This window comes from Myroides gitamensis (genome assembly GCF_029894455.1).
GTDB lineage: Bacteria > Bacteroidota > Bacteroidia > Flavobacteriales > Flavobacteriaceae > Flavobacterium > Flavobacterium odoratum.
This window is the reverse complement of the sequence record NZ_JARYHN010000001.1, coordinates 2,510,605-2,527,718: the sequence shown is the minus strand read 5'-3', so window position 1 is coordinate 2,527,718 and position 17,114 is coordinate 2,510,605. Positions and strand designations below refer to the sequence as shown.

16 protein-coding genes are annotated in these 17,114 nt (G+C 36.3%); 7 read left to right on the top strand and 9 right to left on the bottom strand.

The genetic code is table 11. From position 1 onward, the window contains the following. Nucleotides 1-114 precede the first annotated feature (114 nt). Nucleotides 115-1,650: a replicative DNA helicase gene (gene dnaB / locus M2306_RS11180; protein WP_002990202.1), complete on the top strand. Its 1,536-nt coding sequence runs from the start codon at nucleotides 115-117 to the stop codon at nucleotides 1,648-1,650. A 244-nt stretch (nucleotides 1,651-1,894) separates the two neighbouring features. Here the strand turns inward: dnaB and M2306_RS11175 are convergent, their stop codons facing one another. From M2306_RS11175 to rsfS, 7 genes are all read right to left on the bottom strand, one after another. Continuing rightward, nucleotides 1,895-2,653 (bottom strand): superoxide dismutase, encoded by a 759-nt coding sequence (locus M2306_RS11175; protein WP_259187826.1) that lies wholly within the window; start codon nucleotides 2,651-2,653, stop codon nucleotides 1,895-1,897. Beyond that, nucleotides 2,650-2,919, bottom strand: coding sequence for an acyl-CoA-binding protein (locus tag M2306_RS11170; RefSeq protein WP_002990207.1), 270 nt, complete (start codon nucleotides 2,917-2,919; stop codon nucleotides 2,650-2,652). Before M2306_RS11170 ends, M2306_RS11175 begins: the two co-directional genes overlap by 4 nt. Then, entirely contained in the window at nucleotides 2,919-3,572 is a 654-nt protein-coding gene (locus tag M2306_RS11165) for a phosphatidylserine decarboxylase family protein (protein ID WP_115092570.1), read from the bottom strand. Before M2306_RS11165 ends, M2306_RS11170 begins: the two co-directional genes overlap by 1 nt. Before the next feature lie 3 nt (nucleotides 3,573-3,575). Further along, nucleotides 3,576-4,364, bottom strand: a complete 789-nt coding sequence (locus tag M2306_RS11160; RefSeq protein ID WP_115092571.1) for a phosphatidate cytidylyltransferase — start codon at nucleotides 4,362-4,364, stop codon at nucleotides 3,576-3,578. Between the two features lie 2 nt (nucleotides 4,365-4,366). Beyond that, entirely contained in the window at nucleotides 4,367-4,939 is a 573-nt protein-coding gene (locus M2306_RS11155) for an LUD domain-containing protein (protein ID WP_002990213.1), read from the bottom strand. Nucleotides 4,940-5,082: 143 nt separating this feature from the next. Further along, nucleotides 5,083-7,047 (bottom strand): ATP-dependent zinc metalloprotease FtsH, encoded by a 1,965-nt coding sequence (gene ftsH / locus M2306_RS11150; RefSeq protein WP_002990214.1) that lies wholly within the window; start codon nucleotides 7,045-7,047, stop codon nucleotides 5,083-5,085. A 19-nt stretch (nucleotides 7,048-7,066) separates the two neighbouring features. Further along, a complete protein-coding gene (rsfS, locus tag M2306_RS11145; RefSeq protein WP_002990216.1) occupies nucleotides 7,067-7,438 on the bottom strand; it encodes a ribosome silencing factor in 372 nt (123 codons plus the stop codon). 102 nt (nucleotides 7,439-7,540) lie between these two features. Between rsfS and M2306_RS11140 the strand changes: the two genes are divergently transcribed. Further along, the gene (locus M2306_RS11140) at nucleotides 7,541-8,272 is read left to right on the top strand and encodes a biotin--[acetyl-CoA-carboxylase] ligase (protein WP_259187827.1); all 732 of its coding nucleotides are present in this window, start codon (nucleotides 7,541-7,543) and stop codon (nucleotides 8,270-8,272) included. Nucleotides 8,273-8,309: 37 nt separating this feature from the next. On the opposite strand, the gene msrB is transcribed toward M2306_RS11140, so the two are convergent. Continuing rightward, a complete protein-coding gene (gene msrB / locus M2306_RS11135) occupies nucleotides 8,310-8,702 on the bottom strand; it encodes a peptide-methionine (R)-S-oxide reductase MsrB (RefSeq protein ID WP_115092573.1) in 393 nt (130 codons plus the stop codon). 25 nt (nucleotides 8,703-8,727) lie between these two features. After that, nucleotides 8,728-9,600, bottom strand: a complete 873-nt coding sequence (locus tag M2306_RS11130; protein WP_115092574.1) for an alpha/beta fold hydrolase — start codon at nucleotides 9,598-9,600, stop codon at nucleotides 8,728-8,730. Nucleotides 9,601-9,922: 322 nt separating this feature from the next. Here M2306_RS11130 and M2306_RS11125 point away from each other — a divergent pair, with 322 nt between their 5' ends. The 5 genes from M2306_RS11125 to porQ all read left to right on the top strand — a co-directional run bounded on the left by M2306_RS11125 (nucleotide 9,923) and on the right by porQ (nucleotide 17,098). Then, nucleotides 9,923-10,732 (top strand): M48 family metalloprotease, encoded by an 810-nt coding sequence (locus M2306_RS11125; RefSeq protein WP_259187831.1) that lies wholly within the window; start codon nucleotides 9,923-9,925, stop codon nucleotides 10,730-10,732. Nucleotides 10,733-10,802: 70 nt separating this feature from the next. Beyond that, complete coding sequence (locus tag M2306_RS11120; protein ID WP_115092577.1) at nucleotides 10,803-12,104, top strand: MFS transporter; 1,302 nt, start codon at nucleotides 10,803-10,805, stop codon at nucleotides 12,102-12,104. Between the two features lie 92 nt (nucleotides 12,105-12,196). Beyond that, on the top strand, nucleotides 12,197-13,204 hold the full coding sequence (locus M2306_RS11115) for a hypothetical protein (RefSeq protein WP_115092578.1): 1,008 nt from the start codon (nucleotides 12,197-12,199) through the stop codon (nucleotides 13,202-13,204). A 188-nt stretch (nucleotides 13,205-13,392) separates the two neighbouring features. Beyond that, nucleotides 13,393-15,864, top strand: coding sequence for an endopeptidase La (gene lon / locus M2306_RS11110; RefSeq protein ID WP_002990232.1), 2,472 nt, complete (start codon nucleotides 13,393-13,395; stop codon nucleotides 15,862-15,864). A gap of 211 nt (nucleotides 15,865-16,075) precedes the next feature. After that, nucleotides 16,076-17,098, top strand: a complete 1,023-nt coding sequence (gene porQ, locus M2306_RS11105; protein WP_259187833.1) for a type IX secretion system protein PorQ — start codon at nucleotides 16,076-16,078, stop codon at nucleotides 17,096-17,098. Nucleotides 17,099-17,114: the final 16 nt, after the last annotated feature.

The window sequence follows — 17,114 nt, the reverse complement described above, 5'->3', positions numbered from 1 at the left end:
TACACTCGGATTTTTTGTGCTTCAATATTTCTTGAATCAAATGAAAAAAGTTTATTTTTATTGATTGTAAAGAGAATACGCGAACAGCATTAAAAAAAGAGTTATTTTCGCATTATGGAAAAAGCAAAAGATATACGTACCTACGCCAGCTCTTTTACTAAAGATGTTATTGCTTTAGAAAAAGGGAAATTACCACCTCAAGTTACTGATTTTGAGGAGGCTGTTCTAGGTGCAATGATGATTGACAAAAAGGGGATTGACGAAGTAATCGATATACTTCAACCAGAAGCTTTTTATAAGGAAGGACACAAGTATATTTTTGAAGCAATTGATCAATTATTCGTTGGGAACCAACCCATTGACTTGCTAACTGTATCGGCTCAACTTCGTAAAAATGCCAAATTAGATATGGCTGGAGGGGATGCCTACCTAGTTAGTTTGACACAAAAGATTAGTTCTTCTGCGCATATTGAATTCCACTCGCGTGTAATCCTGCAAAAGTTTATTCAACGTAGTTTGATTCGTATTTCCAATGAAATTATCGAAGATGCCTACGATGAAACAACCGATGTTTTCGATTTATTAGATAAAGCGGAGGCTAAATTGTATGAGGTTACACAAGGAAATATTAAAAAGAGTTCTGAGACGGCACAAAGCTTAGTGGCGCAAGCCAAAAAGCGTATTGAAGAGATTAGTACCAAAGAAGGATTGAGTGGGTTACCTACGGGTTTCCATAAATTGGATGAACTAACTTCAGGATGGCAGCCGAGTGACTTGATTATTATTGCTGCACGTCCCGGGATGGGAAAAACGGCGTTTGTATTATCGATGGCACGTAATATTGCCATTGAAGCAGGAGCTGGTGTAGCTTTCTTCTCCTTGGAGATGTCTTCAGTACAGCTAATCACGCGTTTGATTTCTTCAGAAACAGGTTTGTCTTCGGAGAAACTGCGTACAGGTAAACTAGAAAAACATGAATGGGAGCAATTGAACGTAAAAGTAAAAGACTTAGAACGTGCGCCGTTGTTTATTGACGATACACCTTCCTTGTCTATTTTCGATTTACGTGCAAAAGCAAGGCGTTTGGCCTCTCAATACGGAATTAAACTTATTGTAATTGACTACTTGCAGTTAATGACAGCGGGGGGAAGTCAAAAAGGAGGAGGAAACCGTGAGCAAGAGATTTCGACCATTTCTCGTAACTTAAAAGCCTTAGCGAAAGAGTTGGATATACCCGTAATCGCTTTGTCTCAGTTATCGCGTGCGGTAGAGACAAGGGGAACGTCTAAAAGGCCTTTATTATCCGATTTAAGGGAGTCTGGAGCTATTGAGCAAGATGCGGATATCGTATCGTTTATTTATCGTCCAGAGTACTATAAAATTGAAGAATGGGATGATGAGTTCCGTTCTCCTACAGCAGGACAAGCTGAATTTATCGTAGCAAAACACAGAAATGGTGGATTGGATAATATCCGTCTGAAATTCTTAGGAATGTACGGTAAGTTTGACAACTTGGATGAAGATGCACGCATGGAAGGTTTCGCAGGTGGAGATGGGGTATATTCTTCTGCAATTAACGAAGGAGCAAATATGACCCAACATTTACCACCAGCACGTGATGTGTTTAATGATGATGATGTTCCTTTTTAAGGGGTAAGGGGGTATGAGTTATGGGGTATGGGTGATTGTGTGATGGATGATGGTGTGATGGATGATGGTGAAAATCGCGTAGTGGCAAATGGCAATTTGCCAGTTAACAGGATAACCTTTTGATTAAGAGTACATAAAAAAGAACCTTTTGAATCAGAAAATTTCTGAATCAAACATATAATACAAAAAAGGCGAAAGAGTACTCTTTCGCCTTTTTTGTATATATTATTTTATGTTTTACTATCTAATCATTCAATTTCTGATTAGCAAATTCCCAATTCAAATGAGGAAGTAAAGCTTTGATGTATTTCTCTTTGTCATTTTTATAGGTAGGCAAGTAAGCATGCTCCCATAGATCAATCACTAATAAAGGTTTCCCTAATCGCATGGAAATTGGATTTCCGTTGTTTTCTGTAGTGACCAATGTCAAATTATTGCGGTGATCAACTACTAACCACAACCATCCAGAACCTTCAAACTCAACGGCAATTCTCGTTATCTCAGCTTTTAAATTAACATAGGAACCAAAACTAGATGAAATTAAGGCAGATAAGCCTGTATTTGGGCTAGTTGTTGTATTCTTGTTGATAGACTGCCAAAAGAAATTGTGGTTGTAATAGGCACCTGCTAAATTCGTTATTTCGGCCTGTGCTGGGGTAACTTTAGTTAAGATAGCAGTTAAACTATCGGTAACATAAGGTGTACCGTGAATAGCTGTGTTTAAACGATTCGCATAATCCAAATGGATAGTTCCATAGTGGAGCGCTAAATCTTCAGGTTTAAACAAATTTTCAATTTCTTCGTATTGAAAAGAAAGCGAATGCATCTCAAAAGGACCCTGTTTCGTTTTGACTTTTTCTTGTCCAAGAACTGATTTCTTCTCTACAACAAAAGTCTCTCTTTTAGGAATCTCAACTTCAATGAGTTCGTTTTTCTTTCTACAAGACGATGTCACAACGACAAGAAAGAGAAACACGAGGTTTACTAACGTTCTGTTTTTCATCCTTCGCTTAAAATAGATTGAGCAAGTTTGATATATTCAGCTTTCGCTTGATCTGTGGATAGGTGACTCACCTGAGTCCAGGCATTGAATTTAAACGCTTTTTTCAAATCATGAGACATGTGTTCAAAGTCTTGATGACTCAAACCATTTGTCGCTTGTTTGTAGTACGCGTAAATCCGCAGCATAACATCTGGAGCCAAATTTCTAGCTTCCTTTGAAATTCGGTTGTAGGCTTCTAAAAAGTCTTTATCTAGTTGTTCGCTCATTATTGTTTTTTTGCAATTACCGTTTTGTTTCCAATAGCTTTTTGGTTTAGTACCACATCTACTTTTGTTCCAATCGGTAAATATAAATCCACTCTAGATCCAAATTTAATGAAACCAGCATCCGTTCCTTGAATCGCTTGCATGCCAGGTTTAGCATAGTTTATAATACGCTTTGCTAATGCACCTGCAATTTGACGGTACATTACTTCTCCGAAAACGTTATTTTCAATAACAACCGTTGTTCTTTCATTTTCTTCACTTGCCTTAGGATGCCAAGCTACTAAGTATTTTCCTGCGTGATATTGACTGTATTTAATCAATCCACTCAAGCCATAACGCGTAACGTGTACATTAATCGGCGACATAAAGATAGAAACCATTAAACGGTTATCTTTAAAATACTCAGGCTCATAAACTTCTTCTATTACAACTACTTTTCCATCAACAGGCGCTACAATAACGTGGTCGTTAGGGGTAATGCTTCTGTTTGGATTTCTAAAGAATTGCAATACTAAGATTAGCAGTGCTAGAATAATAGATGACAAGGTCATTCTTAACCAATCAATCGTTATAACATAATCTAATACTACAATAAAGATTACAGCTACTACTAACGAGAAAAAAATAATTTTAGTTCCTTCTTTATGAAACATGACTTATAAAATTTGAAAAATGATATACAAAAATGGTGAGATAAACAAGATGCTGTCTAGGCGATCTAAGATACCTCCGTGTCCTGGCATGATTTTGCCACTATCTTTAACACCGGCTTCTCTTTTGAAATGAGATTCAACTAAGTCCCCAAGTGTTCCAAATAATCCTACAAAAATAGCACTTGCAATCCAAATATACACATTTAATGATGTAAAAAAGTGATTTAGTACTAGTGATGCAATAATCGCGAATACAATTCCACCTAGTAAACCCTCGATAGTTTTTTTAGGAGAAATGCGCTCGAATAGCTTGTGTTTACCGAATTTCTTCCCCACAATGTAAGCAAAGGTATCGTTGGTCCAGACCAAAATTAAAATACCGATAACAATTTGAGGTTGATATCCTTCGGGTGTATAAGGAAGGTGTAAAAAAGCCAAAAAAGTACCTAGGATATAACCTAGGAATAGAATAATCTTAATCGGTACGCTTCGATTAGGTTTACGTGTGGTGAATAATTCTGCCGTAATGGCTAGTAAAATTAAAAAAGTGATAATCACCAACGTTTGAACTGGAAGCGCTATACGGTCTTGGAAAATAGCTGCTACAGCAACTAAACTCAAACCCACGCAAAGATATTTTGATAGCTGAATCAATTTAGCAAATTCATAAGCAGCTACAATCATAAAAAATCCAAATAGTATTTTGAAAGTTAGTGCATCATACAAAGTTGCACTTAGAAGCAGAACAATATAGATTACTCCAGATATTGTTCTTTTAACGGTTTCAGACATAATTATAGATCTTCTAATAAAAGTAAATATAAGTTTTTAGGGGATCTGCCATAACTTAAGAAATCTTGATTGGCAGAAGGCTTAAAGCAATTGATTGCCGTAATATTAGTAGGCAATGCACTGCTGTATTTTCTTTTTATTTCACGAAGCCCGTCGCTTTTAGTGCGTGTAATTTGGCTTGTTGCTGCAATGATGATAACATTGTCGGGAATTTCATGTGGTTTAAAATCTTTGAGTTGTCTGTCGCAAAATAAAATAGCACCATCATCAGCGATTAAACTCTCACAAGAAGAAACAAAGAAAACAGGTTGTTTGGAATTGACAAAGCGAATATTGTTGTCTTTCAATAACGAGTGAAATTGGTTTTCGTTCGTTAAAGCTTCTTTTTCAAACCAATCATTTTCTAGTAAAACATTGACGAAAGTTTCTTGTAATTCTGTTTGAGTATCACAGTATAAAAACTTACCGCCGTTATTCTTAAAGTTAACAGTGAATAGGTCATCAACAGGCATAACAGTTTCTGGAAGATATTGGCTTCTTCGATCATCAGCCTCTTCGTTGCTTTGTTTTGACATAAATCCGCTAATTAACTTCTTTAGAAAGCTCATACGCTAAGTGTCGTAATGTATAAAATTTATTATTTTCAAAGATAAAAAAAATCTTAACTTAAATGAGTCTTTAAGTTAAGATTTTTATATTGATTCTCAGCAATGCTTGATTAAGCGATTGTGTTTTCTGTATCCGTTTGAGGTTGAATCGTATTTTCCTCTGTTTCTGACTTGTCAAAAGGACGTTTACCAAAGATATTTTCTAAATCTTGTTGGAAAATCACCTCTTTCTCACAAAGTAAATCAGCCAATTGGATTAATTTGTCTTTGTGTTCAGTTAAGATTGCTTGTGCACGCTCATATTGACCTTCGATTAATTTTGAAATTTCTTCATCAATAACCTTCGCTGTATCTTCTGAGTATGGTTTGCTGAAGTTGTATTCATTTTGACCCGATGAATCGTAGTATGTAATGTTTCCTAACTTCTCATTTAAACCATAGATGGTAACCATTGCTCTAGCTTGTTTAGCCACTTTTTCAAGGTCACTTAAAGCACCCGTTGAAATTTTGTCAAAAACAATCTTTTCTGCAGCACGTCCACCCATAGTAGCACACATCTCATCTAACATCTGTTCTGTGCGTACAATTTGGCGCTCTGCTGGTAAATACCAAGCAGCTCCTAAACTTTGTCCACGAGGAACAATAGTTACTTTTACAAGTGGCGCTGCGTGTTCACACATCCAGCTTACTGTAGCGTGACCAGCTTCGTGAATTGCAATTGCATATTTCTCTTCTACCGTGATGATTTTGTTTTTCTTCTCAAGACCACCAATGATTCGATCTACTGCATCCAAGAAGTCTTGCATATCTACTTCTTTTTTGTCTTTACGAGCTGCTGTTAAAGCGGCTTCGTTACAAACGTTTGCAATATCAGCACCAGAGAATCCCGGTGTTTGTTTTGCTAAGAAATCGATATCTAAGTTATCTACTCGTTTAATGTTGCGTAAGTGAACATTGAAAATAGCTTCTCTTTCCTTAACATCTGGAAGATCAACATAAATTTGTCTGTCAAAACGTCCTGCACGTAAAAGCGCTTTATCTAAGATTTCTGCGCGGTTCGTTGCAGCTAATACAATCACATTAGTATGAGAACCAAAACCATCCATTTCAGTCAGTAATTGGTTCAATGTATTTTCTCTTTCATCATTCGATCCAGAGAAATTACTTTTTCCACGGGCTCTACCTACAGCATCAATCTCATCAATGAAAATAATTGCTGGAGATTTCTCTTTTGCTTGTTTGAATAAGTCACGTACACGTGATGCTCCAACTCCAACAAACATCTCTACGAAATCAGAACCTGATAAAGAGAAGAAAGGCACTTTTGCCTCACCCGCAACTGCTTTTGCTAGTAACGTTTTACCTGTTCCTGGAGGTCCTACTAAAAGGGCTCCTTTTGGTATTTTACCTCCAATAGAGGTATATTTTTCTGGGTTCTTTAAGAACTCCACAATTTCTACGATTTCTTCTTTCGCTCCTTCTAATCCAGCTACATCGCTAAAAGTTACTTTGATGTCATTCTTCTCATCAAATAGCTTCGCTTTAGATTTTCCAATAGAGAAAATCTGTCCGCCTCCGCCAGCACCACCGCCACCAGTCATTCTTCTCATCATGAATAACCAGAATCCGATGATAATGATGATCGGAAGGAAACTAATAAAATAATCTCCCCAATTGCTTTCAGCCTCTGATTTGTACTCCACTAGTTTACCTTCTCCAGCAGCCTCATCTAATTTCTTTTGAAAAATTTCTGAGTTACCAATTTCAGTTACAAATTGTGGACCTGTACTTTCTTTGCCTAGGATTGATTTTCGTTGTAATTCTTCAAAATCTTTACTCTGTAAAGCATCTTTCGTTAAATATACCTTAGCAACAGAACGATTAAATTCTACTTTTTCTACTTTACCTTCTTTCAGGTAATCGAAAAATTTAGAAAGACTCAGCTGTTTGGAATCTCCAACACCGCTGCCGTTCGATAAAAAGTTTATAACCAATACGATAACCACAATGCTCGCGTACAAAATCCACGGGCTAAATTTGGGTTTGTTTTGGTTTGGTTTTATGTTTCCCGCCATGAAGAATAAATTTTAAAGTTTAGTATTGGCTGTTGATATTCGTAATCTTTGCGTCTCCCCACAAGCTCTCTAAGTTGTAAAATTCGCGGATAGATTTCTGGAACACGTGTACTACAACGTTGATATAGTCCATTAAAATCCATTCTGCGTTAATCTCACCTTCAACATGCCAAGGTTTGTCGTGTAATTCTTTTGATACAATTTTTTGAACGGAACCTGCAATCGCATTGACTTGCGTATTCGAATTCCCATCGCATATAATGAAATAATCACAAGGTGTGTTATCTATTTCTCTTAAATCTAAAATCGTCGTATTTTCCCCTTTTACAGCTTCAATTCCTTTGATAATATTAGCAATCAATTCGTCGTTGTTGATAGTTTTGTTTGTCATTTATTGATTTTATCTAAATTTCTTCAAGTTAACAAAAATATGTTTCCTAATTTTGGGTTCAAATATAGTGAATCGCTTCTGATTAGACTACAATAATTTTATATGAATATCATCAAACTCGATGCCACTGCATCCACAAATGCCTATTTAAGAGAGATGTTAACAAATTGCGATTTGGAAAACTTCACGACAATTGTCACGGAAAATCAATTCGCTGGCAAAGGACAAAGAGGAACAAGTTGGGTTTCTGAAGCAGGTAGTAATCTGACTTTTAGTGTGTTGATGAAGAGTGAGCCCGATAGCCTTCAGGGGGTTTTTGATCTGAATGTGATGATTGCATTGAGCGTTGCAAGCACTTTAAAAAAAATAACAAATCTGCCATTTTTTATCAAATGGCCGAATGACATTTTGTCTGCAAATAAGAAAATTAGTGGCATATTGATCGAAAATATCATCAAAGCTAAGGGGGAAATATTTTCAATTGTGGGAATTGGTATTAATGTCAATCAACACTATTTCCCTGAGATGAGTAAGGCTAGTTCTTTAGCATTACTAGCAGGAGAGCAATTTGATAAGGATATAATATTACACGCGTTGCTTTCAGAATTAAAAGAAGGGTATGATGCTTTGCAACAGGGGAATGCAGATGCCTTATGGGAAGCATATAAAACTCATCTGTTTCGAAAAGATAAGATTTCTGCTTTTGAAACTCCAAATGGAGCGCGTTTCAATGGGATAATTCGAGATGTAACGCCCTATGGAAAATTAGTCATTGAGACGGAAAATCAAGGAGAATTAGCCTTTGGATTAAAGGAAATTCAATTGCTATATTAGCTCAGAACAAGAAGAATCTGATTCTGAGCCTTTGTTTTTATTTTTGATGCGTAATAGAAACAGAATTGATACAGTAACGATGCCCTGTTGTTTCTTGAGGTCCATCAGGAAATACATGTCCTAAATGCCCCTGACAATTTGAACAGACCACTTCTACACGAACCATTCCGTGCGATAAATCCTTGATATACTCAACACTTCCTTCAATAGCCTGATCAAATGAAGGCCAACCACAATGGGAATTAAACTTCGTTTGGGCATCAAATAAAAGTTGACCACAACCCGCGCATGCATATTCTCCAGCTTCGTAAAAGTCGGTATAAGCTCCAGTAAAAGGACGCTCTGTTCCTTTTTCTCTTAAAACGTAGAATTGTTCCTCTGTCAGGATTTCTTTCCACTCTTGTTCTGTTGTATTTTTGTCTTTGTTCATAAGATTTGAATTGATGGTGCTGTGTTTATTCTTGGGTGAAATCTCGAATGCGCTCGATGACTTTTTTATCTCCTAATACCTTGCGATGCCCTAATCCAGAGGTAACCATTAATTGACTGTTTACCGCGTGTTTCTTGATTTGATAAGCCGCTTTAATTGGAACATCTACATCGTCTTCGTCGTGTATAATTAACAATGGAATGTCAATTTGTTCCGCAGCAGTATGTACACAATAGCTATCCATGGTGCGGTTGAATTGTTTTTCAAAACGCATTTTGATGATGTCTGCAATCTGTGGTTTCAGCTGAAGTTGTTTGATGAAATCTTCAATAACATCTTGTACAACATCACCACTGCCAATGATAACAGCCTTCTTTGCTTTAAGTCCATCGCGTAAAGCATTCATTGTGGTCATTCCACCTAAAGAATGTCCAACCACTAAATCAAATGGACCGAATTGTTTTTCGATTTCGAAAGCAGCAGCAATAAATTCTGTTAGATTTGTTTTTGTTTTAGGAGAAAAGCCATGACCCGGTGCGTCAAAACTTACAATATCATATCCTTGTCGAATTAAAATATTGGCAATTGTTACCAATTGAGTACCACGACCATTCCAACCGTGAATCAACAAAGCCTTTTTGTTTGCTTTTTTATTGATGCCATACTCATACATCACAATGTCCTTTTTGATGGCATTGACGTATAATTTACTGCGCTTACTTTTGGTAAGCATCTCTTTTTCTCGTTTAGGTGTTTTGAATTTTATAGGAGTGATAAAGAGATTCTGTGCAAATTTAGCCGCTAAGGGAAGCGAAAAAAACTGTAAGAATTTTCCTGTCCAAATAATGGACTTAGGAACTTCTAAGGAATGTTTTGCTTTTTTAGAATTGTCTTGCATGAGTTAAAAACATTTAAAGCAAAAGTACAAAATATATTGGGAGAGGTCTTTTTGGGGAAGTTTTTTTATCTCACTAGGTTTATATTTTGTTTTGGTGTTCGATGAATCTGCACTTCGTTTCGATTTGTTTTTTTGTGGGTTGTATTTTAGTAAGGTATCTCGTTGTATGTCAAATCTTCTTCTGTTTGAAAGAAAATTTATTGGATTAGCATGAAGTTCAACAAAAAAGCAACTAACAAAAAGACAAAAAAGCTTTCCAACAAAAGCTGCTGCTAATTTGTTAAACATAAAAGAATAGTTTTATTTTTGAAGAAAAAATAGAATGAAAAAACTAGTTTTAACTTTAGGCATTCTTCTTTTGCTAAGTGGTTGTAAGACAAATCCATTTAGTGGAAAAAGTACCATGGCTTTTGTGTCCGATGCTTCTTTATTCCCATCGTCTTTTCAGCAGTATGGAGAGTTCTTAAAAGAGCACAAAGTAATTAAAGGAACAAAAGATGCAAAGCGTATTGAAGATATTGGGAATAAAATTCGAATAGCAGCTGAAAAATGGTTGACAGCGAATGGATATCCTACCTATTTACAAGATTACCGTTGGGAGTACAATCTAGTAGATGATAAAGAGGTAAATGCTTGGTGTATGCCAGGAGGGAAGATTGTGTTCTTCACGGGGATTTTGCCGATTTGTCAAACAGATGCTGGAATTGCAACCGTTATGGGGCATGAGGTATCGCATGCTTTGGCAAACCACGGACAACAGCGCATGAGTGCAGCAATGCTGCAACAAGCTGCTGCTTTAGGATTAGATGCTGCTACAGCAAATAGTAAAGAAGGAACAAAGCAGGCGTTAGGGATGGCCTTTGGTTTGGGGAGTCAATATGGTGTTATGTTGCCTTTTAGTAGAAGTAACGAATCAGAAGCTGATAAAATAGGATTGACGTTAATGGCAATTGCTGGTTATAATCCAGACGAAGCGGTTTCTTTTTGGAGTCGTATGGCTGCAAATAGCGGTGGAGGCGGAGGATCTTCTTTTACAAGTACGCACCCTTCCAATCAAGAGCGTATTGATAATCTGAAGAAATTAATTCCTGCAGCCAAAGCAGAAGCTGCAAAATATGGTGTTACATTTTAAAATAAAATAGAAAAAGCGACCGACTCTAGGTGGCTTTTTCTATTTTAGCGAGCTATTTATATTCAACAAGATGAAAAACTTCCAAAAGGGAGATCCTAAACTATTAAATGCATGGGCCTTTTATGATTGGGCCAATTCGGTTTATGCGTTAGTCATCTCTTCTTCTATTTTTCCCTTATATTATGGGATGCTATTCCGTGCGAGAGCTATTAATAGCTATTCGTTTTTTGGCATAGAGATGAACAGTGAGAGTATCATTAGTTACATCACCGCTTTGGGCTTTCTTTTGATTGCTATTATATCTCCTTTGCTTTCGGGAATTGCCGATTACCTCGGGACAAAGAAGTTTTTTATGAAACTCTTTTGTGCTATTGGTGCAACTTCCTGTATGCTTCTTTATTTCTTTAGCTTGGACTATTTTGGGTGGAGTTTACTGATTTATATGATGGGATTGATTGGCTTCTGGGGGAGTTTAGTTTTCTATAATTCCTATTTACCTGATATTGCTTTTGAAGAACAACAAGATCGAATCAGTGCCAAAGGATACGCGCTAGGTTATATCGGAAGTGTACTTTTATTGGTTATCAACCTTGGTTTGGTGATGAATGCTGAAAAGTTGGGATTTGAAGATGCGACGCAGGCCATGCGAATGTCTTTTATTTTAGTTGGGGTTTGGTGGATTGCTTTTAGCCAGATTACCTTTAGACGACTGCCTGATTTTAAAAACGATAAGAAACTAACCCGAGAGATTTTCTTTAAAGGATTTAAAGAATTAAAGAAAGTATGGGGACTTTTGCAGGAACACACTATACTAAAACGCTATTTAGTTGCGTTCTTTGTGTATAGTATGGCGGTGCAGACCGTGATGATTATTGCAGCTTTCTTTGGAGAAAAAGAAATTGCTTGGGCTGATGATCAACAACGAAGTATGGGATTAATCGTCAGTATTATGCTGATTCAGATTATTGCTATCCTTGGAGCTTTTGCTACCTCTAGTTTGTCTAAACGCATTGGCAATATTCGAACATTGTGTGTCTTGAATGTACTTTGGGTTTTTATTTGTATCTATGCTTATACTATTATTACGCCCAATGAGTTTTATGTGGCTGCTGCTTTTGTTGGTTTAGTGATGGGCGGGATACAATCGCTTTCACGCTCTACTTATGCTAAGCTTTTACCTGAAACGACAGATACAACTTCTTTTTTTAGTTTTTATGATGTGACAGAAAAAATTGGAATTGTGGTAGGGATGTCTATTTATGGGTTAATCAGTGATTTGACAGGGAAGATGCAAAATGCAATTTTGTTTTTAATTCTGTTTTTTATCGTTGGTTTTTTCCTATTATTGCGTGTAAAAGACAAGAAGAATTAAAAAGAAGATTTTTTGTTAATTTATTTTTGTTAAAAAATATTTAAAATCTATTAAAATATATATATTTGAATCTGTAATTAGAATATTAAATTATGAAGAGAATTTATTCGATATTGTTTGGTGCAAGTTTGTTAGCCTTATGTGGTGTTGGAGTTTCGTCATGTAGTAGTTCAGATGATGATTTTGTTGATCCAGATTTCAGAGTACCAGCCTATTTTACAGTTACACTTCCAGATACAACATTTGTTAAGAAAGAGAAGTTTAATGCATATGTTGATGAAAATGGTGAATTTCAATTCTATATTGATGATTTGATGCAAGGTCACTTTTTTGATATGAAAATTTTGAAATTCCAAGTAGGGAACTTTCCAACAAACATCAATACCTTAGACTATACCTATAGTGTTGGCGATAACGGTTTTGAATTTTTCAATTCTACAGACTTAGCAAATCCAAAACGCAATAACGGAATAATTAAGATTACAAATATCGATCGCAATGATATGTTGGTTAGTGGAAACTTCAGCAGTCTATTATTGCCATCACCATTGAATCAATACTTGAAAGAATCGTTTAGAATTACAGGACAGTTTGAGAATATCCCATACGAGCGTATCGGAACCAATGAAGCGGGTTATATTTTTACCAACATCAACGGAGAAGATATTAAGGATATGGATGTGTTTTCAAAATTTGAAGGGGATATTCTAAATGGTAAGATTGTAATGAATGCAAGAAGTAAATCGATGCGTAAGCGTATGCTAAAGATTAGCTTCGACAAAACACTTCCTATTGGTAATTACGATTATTCAAAAGTAGGCGTAGAATATACCTCAGAAAATGGAGTGGTTTATGTTTCAGATGAAAAAGATGCAGCGTTAGCAGGAAGTTACTTTAAAATCGATAAGATTGAAAACTTAACGATTGACAACAAAAAAACGTACGCAGGTAAATTTACGTTTAAATTGAAATCAAAAGAAGGACAAGTGATTACATTGAACTTTGGGGACTACAAAGCGAAGTTATCCATGAAAGAAGTAATTATCACTGATCCAGGAACAGGAGGCCCAGGAACAGATCCAGGTATCCCAGAACTATAATATTTGATAAATATATAAACTGACATAAGACCTTGCTTTATGCAAGGTTTTTTTATGGCATAAAGATTGAACTACTAAGGTAGTATAAAACTAATAAGTAGCTGAAATGACTGATAGTAAACGACTTGTGTTTTTTGTTGTTTACAGTACTATAATAGCTACTGACATAATGACGTGATATTTATAATATGGCAAACCAAAAAATAATAACATTAGATAATTTGATGCTTGATGATTTCTTAGACGGTGATTCTGAGTTCATTCCTCTGTTAAGTCAGGAAGATGAAGAAGAAATGAATAATGAGGAACTACCGGTTGAATTGCCAATTTTGCCTTTGCGTAATATGGTTTTATTTCCTGGAGTGGTGATTCCAATTACCGCAGGAAGAGATAAATCAATTAAATTAATTGAAGCAGCAAATAAAAAGGGAAAAAGCATTGGAGTGGTTGCTCAAGTAAATGAGGATATTGAAGACCCAGGTTTACAAGATATTCACCAACAAGGAACCGTAGCGCGAATTATTAAGGTTTTAAAATTACCTGATGGAAACGTAACTGTAATCCTACAGGGAAAAAAGCGATTTGAAATTGTTGAATTAGTTTCAGAAAACCCATACTTAACCGCGACAGTAAAAGAATGCGATGAAATACGCCCAGAAGGGGATGATCAAGAGTTTTCAGCAGTTGTGGATTCCATTAAAGAATTGGCGGTTGAGATTATCAAAGAAAACCCAAATATTCCTTCAGAGGCTTCTTTTGCAGTAAAAAACATCGAGAGCAATTCGTTCTTAATCAATTTTGTTTCTTCTAACCTCAACTTGACGGTGGAAGATAAACAACGCTTGTTGCGTATCAACGATTTAAAAGAACGCGCGTATGAAACGTTGCGTTTGATGAATGTTGAATTGCAAAAGTTACAGCTGAAAAATACGATTCAAACTAAAGTGCGTATCGACTTAGATCAGCAGCAAAAAGAGTATTTCTTACACCAACAAATGAAGACCATCCAAGAAGAATTGGGAGGGTTTTCAAATGAGGAGGAATTTGAGGAAATGCGCAAAAAAGGCAAAGAGAAAAAGTGGAATAAAGAGGTACGTGAGCGTTTTGACAAAGAATTGATGAAATGGCAACGCATGAATCCGCAGGTAGCTGAATTTGGTATTCAACGTAACTATTTAGAACTTTTATTAGAATTACCTTGGAGTAAATACTCGGAAGATAAATTTGATTTAAAACGCTCGCAAAAGATTTTAGATAAAGACCATTACGGAATCGAAGATGTAAAGAAAAGAGTTTTAGAGCATATGGCAGTTTTAAAATTGCGCAATGATTTAAAAGCTCCAATTCTATGTCTATATGGTCCTCCAGGTGTTGGAAAAACATCGATTGGAAAGTCAATCGCCAAAGCACTAGGTCGTGAATACGTTCGTATTTCACTAGGTGGTTTACGTGATGAGGCTGAAATTAGAGGACACAGAAAAACGTATATCGGTGCGATGCCAGGGCGAATTATTCAAAGTTTGAAAAAAGCCGGAACATCAAACCCTGTTTTCTTGTTAGATGAAATTGACAAATTATCCGTGAGTAATAATGGAGACCCTTCTTCAGCTTTATTAGAAGTATTGGATCCAGAACAAAACAGCGATTTCTATGATAACTTCTTAGAAATGGGATATGACTTGTCTAAAGTGATGTTCATTGCTACTTCAAATAGCTTGTCAACGATTCAACCTGCTTTGAGAGATCGTATGGAAATTATTGAAATGACAGGGTATACGATTGAAGAAAAAGTGGAAATCGGAAAACAACATTTGTTGCCAAAACAATTGGAAGAACACGGTTTAACAGCGAAGGATTTAACCATTGGAAAAAAACAAATGGAGTTCATCGTAACGCATTATACGCGTGAGTCTGGGGTACGTGGATTGAATAAACAATTGGCCCATGTAGCGAGAGGAATTGCAAAACGCATTGTTTTAGAAGAAGAGTACAATCCAAAGGTAACGGAAGATGATATCCGTAAAATCTTAGGTACGCCTCGTTTTGAAGCTGATAAATATGAGAATAACGACGTAGCCGGTGTAGTTACAGGTTTAGCTTGGACAAGTGTAGGTGGTGATATCTTGTATATTGAATCTATTATTTCAAAAGGAAAAGGTGGATTGAGTATTACTGGAAACTTAGGTACAGTAATGAAAGAATCTGCTACAATTGCTCTAGAATATATTAAAGCACATGCAGATGAGTTAGGGATTGATTCAGATGTATTTGAACAGTATAAAATTCACATTCACGTACCAGAAGGTGCAACACCAAAAGATGGACCAAGTGCCGGAATTACGATGTTGACTTCGATGGTCTCTTCCTTTACTCAACGCAAGGTGAAAAAGAATTTAGCCATGACAGGTGAAATTACCCTAAGAGGAAAGGTATTACCTGTAGGCGGAATCAAAGAAAAAATTCTTGCAGCGAAACGCGCTAATATCAAGGAAATTATCTTGTGTAAAGAGAATAGAAAAGATATCGAAGAAATCAAAGAAGACTATGTAAAAGGGTTAACCTTCCATTATGTCGACCGCATGGAAGAAGTATTGGAGATTGCCTTGTTGGAAGAAAAAGTGAAAAAAGCGAAAGATTTCAGCATAGAAAAAGCGAAGTAAGCATATAGCTTCTCCTTTTATTAAAAAATAAAAAAGCAGTAGGACTAGTGACTACTGCTTTTTTTTATATCCCTGAATGTCCTTAAGTAAGGTTGACGTTTTAAACTTAACCTAAGAATAAATCGCCAAACTCCTATAAAAAGCTTAGGCTTCCTTTTTTGCGATTGTTTTTGAAAATGTAATATATTAGCAACATAATACCAATGGCTAAATGAAGCATTCAATCGTATGGATTTGTTTACTTGTCTTCCACTTACTGTCGCTAGAGGCGCATAGTCAAGTAGGAGCAGACTATACCTATCAGTTTTTGAATTTACCCTCTTCCCCTAGACAAGCTGCTTTAGGAGGAAAAAACTATGCCTTTACTGAACAGGTGAGTCAAGCCTTTTGGAACCCAGCCGTGATCAATGAAACGATGGATAATCAGCTTGATTTGAGTTTTAGTAAGGTTTATGGCGTTGCCAATTATGGTTCTTTAGGGTATTCCAAAACCTTTCGTTCCAAGCGAAATCTATTTGTTGGGGTCAACTTCATCAACTATGGCGATATGGAAGGATATGATGAGTTTGGAAGTTATACCGGAAGTTTTAAAGGTAATGAAGTGGCTTTGACCGTGGGATCTTCCTATCAAATCGAACAATCCGATTGGTATGTAGGAGCAAATGTCAAGTTTGTGTTCTCTTCGATGGAATCTTATCAGTCTATTGGAGCAGCTATTGATCTAGGTGTACTCTATAAAGACGAAATTGGGCAATGGGACTTTGCCTTAACTGCCAGAAACTTAGGGGCTCAACTGCAAACGTATGCAGATTATCGAGAAAAATTACCATTAGATGTCGCAATTTCTCTTTCGAAAGAATTAGAAAACGTACCTTTGCGATGGCACATTACAATAGATAATTTACAACAATGGGATTTGTCCTTTTCAAACCCCAATAGGGGAACTACGTCTATAGACGAAGAATTCAAAGAAGAAAAGGTCGGATTTTTTAATAATGCACTACGACATTTCATTGTTGGAGTAGAACTTTTTCCTAGAAAGAAGTTTCAAATCCGATTGGGTTATAACTTCCGTAAAGGAGAGGAATTGCGAATTGTTGACAACAGACATTTCGCAGGGATAACTGCGGGCGTTGGTTTACAACTGAAACGCTTTAAATTCGACTATTCTTATGCACGCCAAACCACAGCAGCAAACACTAGTATGTTTGGTGTTCTTATTGATATGAATTAATTGTAAATTTTTCAAA

Coding starts and splice junctions, on each gene's coding strand:
- M2306_RS11170 (WP_002990207.1), bottom strand. CDS start 2,919: ATGAGCGAACAACTAGATAAAGACTTTTTAGAAGCCTACAACCGAATT.
- M2306_RS11130 (WP_115092574.1), bottom strand. CDS start 9,600: ATGCAAGACAATTCTAAAAAAGCAAAACATTCCTTAGAAGTTCCTAAG.
- M2306_RS11155 (WP_002990213.1), bottom strand. CDS start 4,939: ATGTCAAAACAAAGCAACGAAGAGGCTGATGATCGAAGAAGCCAATAT.
- ftsH (WP_002990214.1), bottom strand. CDS start 7,047: ATGGCGGGAAACATAAAACCAAACCAAAACAAACCCAAATTTAGCCCG.
- M2306_RS11120 (WP_115092577.1), top strand. CDS start 10,803: ATGAAAAACTTCCAAAAGGGAGATCCTAAACTATTAAATGCATGGGCC.
- M2306_RS11125 (WP_259187831.1), top strand. CDS start 9,923: ATGAAAAAACTAGTTTTAACTTTAGGCATTCTTCTTTTGCTAAGTGGT.
- M2306_RS11115 (WP_115092578.1), top strand. CDS start 12,197: ATGAAGAGAATTTATTCGATATTGTTTGGTGCAAGTTTGTTAGCCTTA.
- rsfS (WP_002990216.1), bottom strand. CDS start 7,438: ATGACAAACAAAACTATCAACAACGACGAATTGATTGCTAATATTATC.
- msrB (WP_115092573.1), bottom strand. CDS start 8,702: ATGAACAAAGACAAAAATACAACAGAACAAGAGTGGAAAGAAATCCTG.
- M2306_RS11160 (WP_115092571.1), bottom strand. CDS start 4,364: ATGTCTGAAACCGTTAAAAGAACAATATCTGGAGTAATCTATATTGTT.
- lon (WP_002990232.1), top strand. CDS start 13,393: ATGGCAAACCAAAAAATAATAACATTAGATAATTTGATGCTTGATGAT.
- M2306_RS11140 (WP_259187827.1), top strand. CDS start 7,541: ATGAATATCATCAAACTCGATGCCACTGCATCCACAAATGCCTATTTA.
- dnaB (WP_002990202.1), top strand. CDS start 115: ATGGAAAAAGCAAAAGATATACGTACCTACGCCAGCTCTTTTACTAAA.
- M2306_RS11175 (WP_259187826.1), bottom strand. CDS start 2,653: ATGAAAAACAGAACGTTAGTAAACCTCGTGTTTCTCTTTCTTGTCGTT.
- M2306_RS11165 (WP_115092570.1), bottom strand. CDS start 3,572: ATGTTTCATAAAGAAGGAACTAAAATTATTTTTTTCTCGTTAGTAGTA.
- porQ (WP_259187833.1), top strand. CDS start 16,076: ATGAAGCATTCAATCGTATGGATTTGTTTACTTGTCTTCCACTTACTG.